This window comes from Zoogloea sp., assembly GCF_041904905.1.
Classification (GTDB): Bacteria; Pseudomonadota; Gammaproteobacteria; order Burkholderiales; family Rhodocyclaceae; genus Zoogloea.
Genome location: NZ_JAYRMI010000003.1, coordinates 17,995 through 28,762 on the forward strand (window position 1 = coordinate 17,995; position 10,768 = coordinate 28,762).

The window sequence follows — 10,768 nt, forward strand, 5'->3', positions numbered from 1 at the left end:
TTGTCTACTGTCATCAGAATGTCGATCGGAACTCCGGATGCTGATCAATACCTATCAGCGATCCACGTCTCCAAATACGATATCCATTGTTCCGATAATGGCCACGACGTCAGCAATCATGTGCCCGCGAGACATCTCATCCATCGCAGAAAGATGTGCAAACCCAGGCGAGCGCAACTTCAAACGATAAGGTTTGTTCGCGCCGTCTGAAATTGCGTATACACCAAACTCACCCTTCGGATGCTCAACCGGCGCATACACCTCACCCGCGGGGACATGCATCCCTTCGGTAAAGAGCTTGAAATGGTGAATCAACTCCTCCATGCTGCTCTTCATCTTTTCACGAGAAGGGGGAGCAACCTTATGATTTGTAGAGATCACAGGCCCCGGATTCTTGCGAAGCCAGTCGATGCACTGCTTGACAATTCGGTTCGACTGACGCATCTCCTCAATCCGACAGAGATAGCGATCATAGCAGTCACCCTCGACACCTACAGGAATATCAAATTCCAAGTTATCGTACACTTCGTAAGGCTGCTTCTTGCGGATATCCCATTCAATACCGGAGCCACGCAACATCACTCCAGAGAAGCCGAGAGCCAGCGCCTTTTCAGGAGAAACAACCCCAATACCTACAGTCCGCTGCTTCCAGATGCGGTTGTCGGTAAGCAGTGTTTCGTACTCATCCACATATCTAGGGAAACGATTGGTGAAATCCTCCAGAAAATCAAGGAGCGACCCCTGTCGATTCTCATTGAGTTCTGCGACGGTCTTGGCACTCTTCCATTTGGAAACCTCGTATTGAGGCATACGATCCGGAAGATCTCGATAAACACCACCCGGCCTGTAGTAGGCTGCGTGCATTCGAGCACCAGAAACCGCTTCGTACGCATCCATGAGATCTTCTCGCTCACGGAAGGTGTACAGCACCATCGTCATCGCGCCGATATCAAGAGCATGCGTCCCAACGGCAAGCAGGTGATTCAGTATCCGAGTGATTTCATCATAGAGCACACGAATGTACTGCGCCCTGATAGGAACTTCGACACCAAGCAACCTCTCGATTGCCATGCAATAGGCGTGCTCATTACACATCATCGACACGTAGTCGAGACGATCCATGTATGGAACGGACTGGATCCAAGTTCTGGTTTCGGCAAGCTTCTCGGTGCCGCGATGAAGGAGACCGATATGCGGATCCGCGCGCTCAACAACCTCACCATCGAGTTCGAGCACCAAACGCAGCACCCCATGTGCAGACGGGTGCTGAGGTCCAAAGTTAATGGTGTAGTTACGAATCTCAGCCATGACCGACATTCCCATAATTATCATCGCGCACGATGCGCGGCGTATTCTCGCGCGGTTCGATGCTGACAGGCTGATACACTACTCGGCCCAACTCCTGGTCGTACCGCATTTCGGCGTAACCAGAGACCGGAAAATCTTTTCTGAAGGGATACCCAACAAAACCGTAATCCGTGAGAATGCGCCGCAGATCTGGATGACCAGAAAAGAGGATTCCGAAAAGATCGAACGCCTCTCGTTCAAACCAATTGACACCAGGCCAAACATCGCAAAGAGAGGGAAGAACAGGAAATGAGTCGTCCTCGGCAAACGTTCGCAACCTGAGACGGCTATTGTTCTTTACCGAGAGCAGATGTACTGCTACCGCGAAACGCCCGGAGTCAAGATTACCCACATAACTGGAGTAGTCCACACCGGTAAGATCGACGAGCTGCTCGAAACCCAATTCCGAATCATCCCGAAGCAGTTGAGCCACGGAAAGATAATCCGCAGCGGCGACCACAACAGTAATCTCGCCACAGGAATTAACAACCCTGACGGCTCGCTCACCAAGTTTCTCTGTCACCAGTTGAGCCAGAAGCTCGAGCTTTTCAGTCATGATGGTCTGCACTCAACATGCGATCGTGTATTCACGCTTGATCTTGTTCTGAAGCTGAACAATCCCGTACAACAAAGCTTCGGCAGTAGGGGGACACCCAGGCACATAAACATCGACCGGTACAATTCGGTCACAACCGCGAACCACAGAGTATGAGTAGTGATAATACCCCCCCCCATTGGCGCAAGAGCCCATCGAAATGACCCAACGTGGCTCAGACATTTGGTCGTAAACTTTGCGCAGTGCCGGGGCCATCTTGTTGCACAGCGTACCGGCAACAATCATCAGATCCGACTGACGCGGGCTGGGGCGAAACACAACCCCAAACCGATCCAAGTCGTAGCGCGAGCAACCCGCGTGAATCATTTCAACCGCACAACACGCAAGACCGAAGGTCATAGGCCACAGCGAACCTGTGCGAGTCCAGTTGATTACCGTATCAAGCGAGGTGGTTACAAACCCCTCCTTGAAGACACCCTCGATGCTCATAGACGCCCTTTAACCAACAATATATGCAGCAGCGTGACAGACAACCCCGATCACTCCCAGTCGAGAGCGCCCTTCTTCCACACGTAGATGTACCCGATCAGGAGAATGCCGAGAAAAACAAGCATCTCGAAGAAACCGAAAAGGCGGATTGATTCATTCGCTGCGATTTCCCGAAGAATCGTCGCCCAAGGAAACAAAAAGGCGATTTCCAGGTCAAAAAGAATGAAGAGAATAGCCAGGAGGTAGTAGCGGACATCGAACTTGATGCGAGCATCTTCGAAGGGCTCGAAACCGCACTCAAAGGGAGAAAGCTTCTCTGCGTCGGGCTTTTTAGGACCGAGAACCCAGCCTGCCACAATAGGAATAAAGCCGAACGCAGCTGCAAACAGGATGAAGACAAGGACTGGAAAATAGGATTCCAACATGTTTTAGCTCCCGCAACCGAATAGCAGTTTAGCGCTGCCTGCAAGCAAACGCCCGCGTACTGCGGGCGAATCACTTAATTTATGGTGCCGACGATGAGACTCGAACTCATACGGCTTTCGCCACTACCCCCTCAAGATAGCGTGTCTACCAATTTCACCACGTCGGCAAGCCTGTTTGTTGCCAGGCATTATAAGCCAATCGCCCTGCACCGCCAAGCATTACTTATTTTTATCGAGGAATATCTCGAGCTTTGGAACCATCACCAGCCGGCACTTCCGGGGCTTGCTGAGACGGAGTAGCCGGAGCAGAGATCGGCGCACCTTCCATCACGCTCTTGGCAGCGGGCGCCTTCGCCCCAGCCAGATAACTCAAGCCCAGACTGGTGACAAAGAAGACGGCAGCAAGCGCACCAGTAGTACGACTCAAGAAGTTCGCCGAACCCGAGGAACCAAACAGACTTCCGGAAGCGCCACTCCCGAAGGCTGCACCCATGTCAGCACCCTTGCCGTGCTGCATGAGAACAAGACCGATGACACCAAGACCCGCCAGCACATGAACGGTCAGCACGATCGAAAAGACAACACCACCCATAAATTTCTCCAGAAACCACTCAATGCGCAGCAGCTGCCGCGCAAATTGACAAAAAGCTCTCCGCCACGAGGGAAGCCCCCCCAACGAGCGCACCATCGATATCCGGAGCGGAAAACAACTGCGGCGCCCCTGACGCGGTAACGCTTCCGCCGTACAGAATTCTTACTTTGCCGCCCGCCACACCGCTTCGCTCAAGATAGGTACGCACTTCCCGGTGCATTGCCTGAGCCTGCTCGGGCGTCGCCGTCCTGCCGGTACCAATCGCCCACACAGGCTCATAGGCAACCACCACATCGACAAACCGATCAACGCCGACCGCCTGGAGCACGCAACGCAACTGCTCGCACACCACCGCTTCGGCCTGCCCGGCATCCCGCTGTGCGAGGGTTTCCCCAACACAGAGGATCGGCGACAACCCGGCATCGAGCGCAGCCACAACCTTGGCTGCCACCAGATCGTCAGTCTCTCCGAACAGACTGCGCCGCTCGGAGTGCCCCACGATGACCCAGGCACATCCGACATCCAGGAGCATCGACGCGCTCACTTCGCCGGTGTAAGCCCCTTCTTTGAACACGCTCAGATTCTGCCCACCAACCCCAAGCGAGGAACCTCTGCACACCTCGGAGGCCTGCTGAAGATAAGGGAACGGCGGGCAAACGACCACATCGACACCCTCGACCGCACCGCGAGTCGCCAGACCATCAAGAAGAGCGGCGTTGCGCGCAAGGCTGCCGTTCATCTTCCAGTTTCCAACTACCAGTTTTTTCCGCACTTTGAACACCAAAGCCAAATCGGCTAATTGTATCCCGCCGGAGCCTTCGGGTCAAAAGAACGGGGCTGGTGATGACCAGCCCCGCTGCGCACAAGATGAATGAGCGTGTCGTCTCAGCCGAAGCGTCCGGTGATGTAGTCCTCGGTCTCCTTGCGCTTGGGCTTGATGAAGATCTCGTCCGTCAGGCCAAACTCGACGAGTTCGCCCAGATACATGTACGCCGTGTAGTCGGACACCCGTGCGGCCTGCTGCATGTTGTGGGTGACGATGGCGATCGTGTAATCGGCCTTGAGTTCATGCACGAGTTCCTCGACCTTCGCGGTCGAGATCGGGTCAAGTGCCGAGGTCGGCTCGTCGAGCAGCAGCACCTCGGGCTTCACGGCGACGCCACGGGCGATGCAGAGACGCTGCTGCTGGCCGCCCGAGAGGGAGAGGCCGTTCTGGTTGAGCTTGTCCTTGACCTCATCCCACAGCGCGGCCTTGCGCAGCGCCCACTCCACCCGGTTGTCCATATCGGCGCGAGACAGGCTCTCGTAGAGCCGAACGCCGAACGCGATGTTCTCGTAGATCGACATGGGGAACGGGGTCGGCTTCTGGAAAACCATGCCGACCTTGGCCCGGAGGGCGTTCACGTCCTGATTCTCATCGAGGACGTTGGTGCCGTTGAGCAGGATCTCGCCGGTGGCGCGTTGCCCCGGATAGAGGTCGTACATGCGGTTGAGGGTGCGCAGCAGCGTCGACTTGCCGCAGCCGGAGGGGCCGATGAAGGCCGTCACCATCCCTTCGTGGATGTCCAGATCGATGTGCTTCAGGCCCTGGAAGGAGCCATAGAAGAAGTCGAGGTTCCGGATACGGATCTTGGGGTTGGCGGTGGGAACGGTGGTGGAGGATAGCTCGCTCCGCAGGGCCGACATGGACATATCGCGCTTGGTCGCTACAGGTGTTTGCATGATGGTATTCCTAGATCTTCTTGCGGAACAGGGTGCGAACCACGATGTTCAGGCACAGCACGCCAAAGGTGATGAGGATCGCCCCACCCCACGCCAGGGAGTTCCAGTTCTCGTAGGGGCTCATGGCGAACTGGAAGATCACCACGGGCAGGTTGGCCATCGGCCCGTTCAGATCGAAGTTGGTGAACTGGTTGTTCAGGGCGGTGAAGAGTAGTGGCGCGGTTTCGCCGCTCACCCGGGCAACCGCCAGCAGGACACCGGTGAGCACCCCGGCGCGCGCGGCGCGAAGCACCACATGCAGCACCACCTTCCAGCGCGGCGCACCGAGGGCCGAGGCGGCCTCGCGGAGACTCGCCGGAACCAGGTTGAGCATGTTCTCGGTGGTCCGGACGACGACCGGGATCGCGATCAGCGCCAGCGCCAGCGAACCCGCCCAGCCAGAGAAGTGCTGCACTTGCGCAACGTACACCGCGTAGATGAACACGCCGATCACGATCGACGGCGCCGACAGCAGGATGTCGTTGATGAATCGCGTCGTCGGCGCGAGCCAGCCCTTGCGGCCGAACTCCGACAGATACACCCCCGCGAGGATGCCTACCGGCGTGGCGATGAAGGTGGACACCCCCACCATCATCAGGCTGCCGACGATCGCGTTGAACAAGCCACCTTCCGACCCCGGCGCCGGGGTGGGCTGGGTGAACAAGGAGAGGCTCAGGGCGCCGATGCCTTTGTAAAGCAGCACGGCGAGGATCCAGGCCAGAAAGCTCATCCCGACCAGCATGGCGCCGGTGGAGAGCACCAGCGCGATCCGGTTGGTGCGAACGCGCTTGCGGTAGAGGGCAGTCGAAGCGCTCATCAGGTCTTCTCCCCTTCGCTACGGCCCAGGCGCATCAGCAGTACCTTGGAGCACGCCAGCACGACGAAGGTCACAAAAAACAGGATCAGGCCAAGGGCGATGAGCGACGATACATGCAGGTCGCTGGCCGCCTCGGCGAACTCGTTGGCCAGGGTGGAGGCAATGCTGTTGCCGGCCTCGTACAGCGAGGGGCTGATCCGGTGGGCGTTGCCGATCACGAAAGTGACGGCCATCGTCTCGCCGAGGGCGCGACCGAGACCGAGCATCACACCGCCGATGACGCCAACCCGGGTGTAGGGCAGCACGATGTTCCAGACCACTTCCCAGGTCGTCGCGCCAAGGCCGTAGGCCGACTCCTTGAGGATACCGGGCACCACCTCGAACACATCGCGCATCACCGACGCGATGAACGGGATGACCATTACCGACAGGATCAGCCCGGCCGAAAGGATGCCGATGCCGTTCTGCGGCCCCTGGAAGAGCCCGCCGATCAGGGGCAGATGCCCGAGCGTGGCCGTGAGCAGCGGCTGGATGTAATCGGCAAACAGCGGGGCAAACACGAACAGGCCCCACATGCCGTAGATGATGCTCGGCACCGCGGCGAGCAGTTCCACCGCCACACCGAGCGGGCCGCGCAGGGCTGGCGGGCACAGCTCGGTGAGGAAGACCGCAATGCCGAAACTCACCGGAATCGCCACCAGCAGCGCGATGAACGAAGTCGAGAGCGTGCCGTAGACCGAGATCAACCCACCGAACTTGTCGGCAACCGGGTTCCAGTCCGCGCTGGTCACAAAGCCCGGACCGAACTCACGCAGGGCTGGCCAGGCGCCATACAGCAGCGAGGCGAGAATGGCGACGAGGATCGCCAGCACCGAGAAGGCGAAGAAGCGGGTGACCTGATGGAACAGCGCGTCCTGGAATCGCTGGGCCCGCATGCGATCGCGGGGAGGAGGCGGAAGCTTCTCGCCGACACCGACGTCCGGCAACCCGAGGGTGCCTCCGCCCGGCGTGGCGGCATTTCCAAGTACAGAGCTATTGGATGACATGACGGCTCACCGTTCATTAAACCGAAAAAGCGCGAAGACGGATGGCTGGGCGCAGCGCGTGCCGCCCACCCATCCGTTCGATGGATCGGACCGACTTACTTCAGGACCGGGTTACCCGCGCCATCCTTGAGGGAGGTGCGCCAAGCCGTGTCGATCTGCTTGACGAGGGCCGGCGGCAGGGCCACGTAGTCGAGCTCCTCGGCGATCTTCTGACCGTTCTTGAACGCCCAGTCGAAGAACTTCAGCACCTCCAGCCCCTTGGCCGGATCGGCCTGCACCTTGTGCATCAGCACGAAGCTGGCACCGGTGATCGGCCAGCTGGTCTTGCCCGGCTGCTCGGTGAGGATCTCACCGAAGCCCGGCACCTTGTTCCATTCGGCAAAGGAAGCGGCCGCCTGGAAGGTGGTGTCGTCGGGCTGGACGAACTCACCGGCCTTGTTCTTGAGCGCCACGTGAACCATCTTGTTCTTCTTGGCGTAGGCGTACTCGACGTAGCCGATGCCGCCCTTGATACGCTGGACGTAGGAAGCAACGCCTTCGTTACCCTTGCCGCCCACGCCTTCCGGCCACTGCACCGCGGAGCCGGCGCCAACCTTGTCCTTCCACTCGACGTTCACCTTCGAAAGATAGTTGGTGAACAGGAAGGTGGTGCCCGACCCGTCGGCACGGCGCACCACGGTGATGTTCTCGTCCGGCAGCTTCACGCCGGCATTCAGGGCGGCGATGGCCGGGTCGTTCCACTTCTTGATCTTGCCCAGGAAGATGTCACCGAGCATCTGGCCGGTCATCTTCATCTGGCCCGGCGCAACGCCGTCCAGATTCACCACCGGCACCACACCGCCGATGATTGCCGGGAACTGCACCAAGCCGTCCTTCTCCAGGTCTTCGGCCTTCAGTGGCATGTCGGAGGCGCCGAAATCGACCGTCTTGGCCTTGATCTGCTTGATGCCACCGCCAGAACCGATGGACTGATAGTTCAGACCGACGCTGGTCTTCGCCTTGTAAACCTCGGCCCACTTGGAGTAGATCGGGTACGGGAAAGTAGCCCCTGCACCGGTGATATCAGCGGCCTGCACGACAGCGGCGCCGCCAAGGGCAACAACAAACGAACAGGCGCGAATGAAACCTTGCATGAAATTCTCCATCGTTGCGGGCACTGCAGGGATATCCGGCAGTACAGCCCAAAAACAAACCCGACGCCTGCTGTCGGGGACAGCTTGGCATCGGGTTCCATTCTACGAACTGAAAATTTCAGATTTGTTACATATCGCACTGCAGCAACATCAGGCCGCGGCAGCCCTCACGACCTCGGCCAAGCCATGGGCAATCCGGTCGACCTGCTCCGCATCCTCCCCTTCGACCATCACCCGCAGCAGCGGCTCGGTGCCGGACGGACGCAACAGCACCCGCCCCCGGTCGGCCAGCTCGGCGGTCGCGGCCTTCACCGCCTCGCCGATCGCTGCGCTGGCGGCCCAGGCAAACCCGGCGCGGATCGGCACGTTGACGAGCTTCTGCGGATAGAACACCAGATCGGCGCACATCTCGTCGAGGGTGACATTGAGCTTGCGCAGCGCCGCCAGCACCTGCAGGCCGGCGATGATGCCGTCGCCGGTGGAGTGACGATCCAGGCAGATGATGTGGCCGGAGTTCTCGCCGCCCAGCTTCCAGCCGTTCTCGTGCATCATCTCGAGCACGTAGCGGTCGCCCACCTTGGCGCGGGCGAACGGCAGGCCCAGCCGGCCCACCGCGTGCTCGAAGCCCAGGTTGCTCATCAGGGTGCCGACCACCCCATTCGCCAGCCCTTCGGCCTTGCCGGCCTTGGCGATCACGTAGAGCAGCTTGTCGCCGTCGTAGATGTTGCCCTTGCCGTCCACCATCACGATCCGGTCGCCGTCGCCATCGAGCGCAATGCCCAGATCGGCACCGCTGCGCAGCACGGCTTCGCGGAGGGCCTGAGGCGCGGTGGCCCCGACCTTGTCGTTGATGTTCATTCCGTTAGGTTCGGCGCCGACGAGCACGAGCTCCGCGCCGAGTTCGTGGAACACCTTGGGCGCCACCATGTAGGCCGCACCGTGGGCGCAATCGAGCGCGATCTTCAAGCCACGCAGGTCGAGTTCGTTCGGGAAGGTGTTCTTGCAGAACTCCACGTAGCGACCGCGCGCATCGTCGATGCGCTGGGCCTTGCCCAGCCGGGCCGAGGGCTCGCAGCCCATCGGCTCGTCGAGTCGTGCCTCGATCTCGAGTTCGACCGAATCCGGCAGCTTGGTGCCGGCGGCGGAGAAGAACTTGATCCCGTTATCCTCGAACGGATTGTGGGAAGCGGAGATCACCACGCCGACCTGCAGGCGCAAGGCGCGGGTGAGGTAGGCGATGGCCGGCGTGGGCAGCGGGCCCGCGAGGTACACATCCACACCGGCAGCGGAGAAACCGGCTTCGAGGGCGGATTCAAGCATGTAACCCGAGATCCGCGTGTCCTTGCCGATGATAACGGCCGGGTGCTCGCCGGGCCGCAGGTGCTCGCGGGCCACCAGGGTCTTGCCGGCCGCGTAGCCAAGGCGCATTGCAAAATCGGGCGTGATCGGCGATTCGCCGACGAGACCGCGCACACCATCCGTTCCGAAATACCGTCTAGACATCTTCCCCTCTCACAGTCACTGCTTTCATCAAAATGGCATTTTGCCGCAAGCGGCGGCTTCAGTCTGCCTCAAGTGCGTTCCACAAGCGCAAAACATCACGCGTCGCCCCGACGTCATGGGTGCGGACGACCCTCGCGCCCCGCTGAACCGCCACCAACGCCGCCGCTGCGCCAGCGACGACCCGCTCACTCACGTCGCGTCCGGTGATGGCGCCCAGCATGCTCTTGCGCGACATGCCCACCAGCACAGGGTAGCCGTCTTCGCCAAAGCGCTCGAGATGGCGCAAGAGCTGCAGGTTGTGCGCCACGGTCTTGCCAAAACCGAATCCGGGGTCGAGCAGGATGCGCGCCCGGTCGACGCCGCGCGCCCGCAGCGCCTGGACCCGGGATTCGAGAAACGCGCCGACCTCGCCGACCACATCTCCGTAACTCGGGGCGCGCTGCATCGTAACCGGGTCGCCTTGCATGTGCATGACGCACAGGGCGACCGGCGCGTCGCACACCGCGTCGATGGCGCCCGGCACGCGAAAGCCGGCAATATCGTTGATAAGATCGGCGCCAGCGCGGATGGCTTCACGCATCACAACCGGCTTGACCGTATCGACGGACAGCGCAACCCCCAGCCCCGCCAGCGCCTCAAGCACCGGGATGACCCGATCCAGTTCCTCCTGCGGCGATACCGGCGCGGCCCCCGGACGCGACGACTCGCCACCGATATCGAGAATGTCGGCGCCTTCGTCGATGGCGCGCTCGGCCGCACGCAGGGCAGCGTCGAGCGCCGGATTACCATCGCCCGAAAACGAATCGGTGGTGACATTGACGATGGCCATGATCTTCGGCTGCGCCAGATCGATCTGAAAGCGGCCGCACTGCAGCACGGAGGCAGAGGAGTTCACGGGCGACACAGGTTCCGGGTTGATAGCCAGACAGATTACCTCACCGATCCAGGCTGCACTACCCGCGATACCCCAAAAACAAAAAGGCCAACCCCGAAGGGTTGGCCTTTTTACGACTTCTTTGGTGCTGCTGACCGGAATCGAACTGGTGACCTACTGATTACGAATCAGTTGCTCTACCGACTGAGCTACAGCAGCAGCGAG

The 10,768-nt window shown here is 60.0% G+C and carries 12 protein-coding genes and 2 tRNA genes; all 14 read right to left on the reverse strand.

The features are described from left to right. Positions 1–54: 54 nt before the first annotated feature. Complete coding sequence (locus ACE3N6_RS01470) at positions 55–1,308, reverse strand: NADH-quinone oxidoreductase subunit D (protein WP_374243387.1); 1,254 nt, start codon at positions 1,306–1,308, stop codon at positions 55–57. Continuing rightward, positions 1,301–1,903 (reverse strand): NADH-quinone oxidoreductase subunit C, encoded by a 603-nt coding sequence (locus ACE3N6_RS01475; RefSeq protein WP_374243388.1) that lies wholly within the window; start codon positions 1,901–1,903, stop codon positions 1,301–1,303. The genes ACE3N6_RS01470 and ACE3N6_RS01475 overlap by 8 nt, the downstream gene beginning before the upstream one ends. Positions 1,904–1,915: 12 nt before the next feature. Then, positions 1,916–2,392, reverse strand: coding sequence for an NADH-quinone oxidoreductase subunit B family protein (locus tag ACE3N6_RS01480; protein ID WP_153160325.1), 477 nt, complete (start codon positions 2,390–2,392; stop codon positions 1,916–1,918). Positions 2,393–2,442: 50 nt separating this feature from the next. After that, positions 2,443–2,817, reverse strand: a complete 375-nt coding sequence (locus ACE3N6_RS01485; protein WP_374243389.1) for an NADH-quinone oxidoreductase subunit A — start codon at positions 2,815–2,817, stop codon at positions 2,443–2,445. An 82-nt stretch (positions 2,818–2,899) separates the two neighbouring features. Further along, positions 2,900–2,984: transfer RNA gene (locus ACE3N6_RS01490), tRNA-Leu, on the reverse strand. A 62-nt stretch (positions 2,985–3,046) separates the two neighbouring features. After that, entirely contained in the window at positions 3,047–3,409 is a 363-nt protein-coding gene (gene secG / locus ACE3N6_RS01495) for a preprotein translocase subunit SecG (RefSeq protein ID WP_374243390.1), read from the reverse strand. A 19-nt stretch (positions 3,410–3,428) separates the two neighbouring features. Then, positions 3,429–4,181, reverse strand: a complete 753-nt coding sequence (tpiA, locus tag ACE3N6_RS01500; RefSeq protein ID WP_374243483.1) for a triose-phosphate isomerase — start codon at positions 4,179–4,181, stop codon at positions 3,429–3,431. Positions 4,182–4,294: 113 nt separating this feature from the next. Then, the gene (gene pstB, locus ACE3N6_RS01505) at positions 4,295–5,101 is read right to left on the reverse strand and encodes a phosphate ABC transporter ATP-binding protein PstB (RefSeq protein WP_374243484.1); all 807 of its coding nucleotides are present in this window, start codon (positions 5,099–5,101) and stop codon (positions 4,295–4,297) included. A 40-nt stretch (positions 5,102–5,141) separates the two neighbouring features. Further along, complete coding sequence (gene pstA, locus ACE3N6_RS01510; RefSeq protein ID WP_374243391.1) at positions 5,142–5,987, reverse strand: phosphate ABC transporter permease PstA; 846 nt, start codon at positions 5,985–5,987, stop codon at positions 5,142–5,144. After that, complete coding sequence (gene pstC, locus ACE3N6_RS01515; RefSeq protein WP_374243392.1) at positions 5,987–6,922, reverse strand: phosphate ABC transporter permease subunit PstC; 936 nt, start codon at positions 6,920–6,922, stop codon at positions 5,987–5,989. Before pstC ends, pstA begins: the two co-directional genes overlap by 1 nt. A gap of 206 nt (positions 6,923–7,128) precedes the next feature. Next, positions 7,129–8,178, reverse strand: coding sequence for a phosphate ABC transporter substrate-binding protein PstS (gene pstS, locus ACE3N6_RS01520; RefSeq protein WP_374243485.1), 1,050 nt, complete (start codon positions 8,176–8,178; stop codon positions 7,129–7,131). 138 nt (positions 8,179–8,316) lie between these two features. Continuing rightward, on the reverse strand, positions 8,317–9,669 hold the full coding sequence (glmM, locus tag ACE3N6_RS01525; protein ID WP_374243393.1) for a phosphoglucosamine mutase: 1,353 nt from the start codon (positions 9,667–9,669) through the stop codon (positions 8,317–8,319). A gap of 58 nt (positions 9,670–9,727) precedes the next feature. After that, entirely contained in the window at positions 9,728–10,498 is a 771-nt protein-coding gene (folP, locus tag ACE3N6_RS01530) for a dihydropteroate synthase (RefSeq protein WP_374243486.1), read from the reverse strand. A gap of 188 nt (positions 10,499–10,686) precedes the next feature. Further along, positions 10,687–10,762 (reverse strand) — tRNA-Thr (locus tag ACE3N6_RS01535). Between the last annotated feature and the right edge of the window lie 6 nt (positions 10,763–10,768).

Excerpts from the sequence above, each read along its gene's own strand:
- secG (WP_374243390.1), bottom strand. The coding sequence starts at position 3,409 with ATGGGTGGTGTTGTCTTTTCGATCGTGCTGACCGTTCATGTGCTGGCG.
- pstC (WP_374243392.1), bottom strand. The coding sequence starts at position 6,922 with ATGCGGGCCCAGCGATTCCAGGACGCGCTGTTCCATCAGGTCACCCGC.
- ACE3N6_RS01475 (WP_374243388.1), bottom strand. The coding sequence starts at position 1,903 with ATGACTGAAAAGCTCGAGCTTCTGGCTCAACTGGTGACAGAGAAACTT.
- glmM (WP_374243393.1), bottom strand. The coding sequence starts at position 9,669 with ATGTCTAGACGGTATTTCGGAACGGATGGTGTGCGCGGTCTCGTCGGC.
- pstS (WP_374243485.1), bottom strand. The coding sequence starts at position 8,178 with ATGGAGAATTTCATGCAAGGTTTCATTCGCGCCTGTTCGTTTGTTGTT.
- ACE3N6_RS01480 (WP_153160325.1), bottom strand. The coding sequence starts at position 2,392 with ATGAGCATCGAGGGTGTCTTCAAGGAGGGGTTTGTAACCACCTCGCTT.
- folP (WP_374243486.1), bottom strand. The coding sequence starts at position 10,498 with ATGGCCATCGTCAATGTCACCACCGATTCGTTTTCGGGCGATGGTAAT.
- ACE3N6_RS01470 (WP_374243387.1), bottom strand. The coding sequence starts at position 1,308 with ATGGCTGAGATTCGTAACTACACCATTAACTTTGGACCTCAGCACCCG.
- pstB (WP_374243484.1), bottom strand. The coding sequence starts at position 5,101 with ATGTCCATGTCGGCCCTGCGGAGCGAGCTATCCTCCACCACCGTTCCC.
- ACE3N6_RS01485 (WP_374243389.1), bottom strand. The coding sequence starts at position 2,817 with ATGTTGGAATCCTATTTTCCAGTCCTTGTCTTCATCCTGTTTGCAGCT.
- pstA (WP_374243391.1), bottom strand. The coding sequence starts at position 5,987 with ATGAGCGCTTCGACTGCCCTCTACCGCAAGCGCGTTCGCACCAACCGG.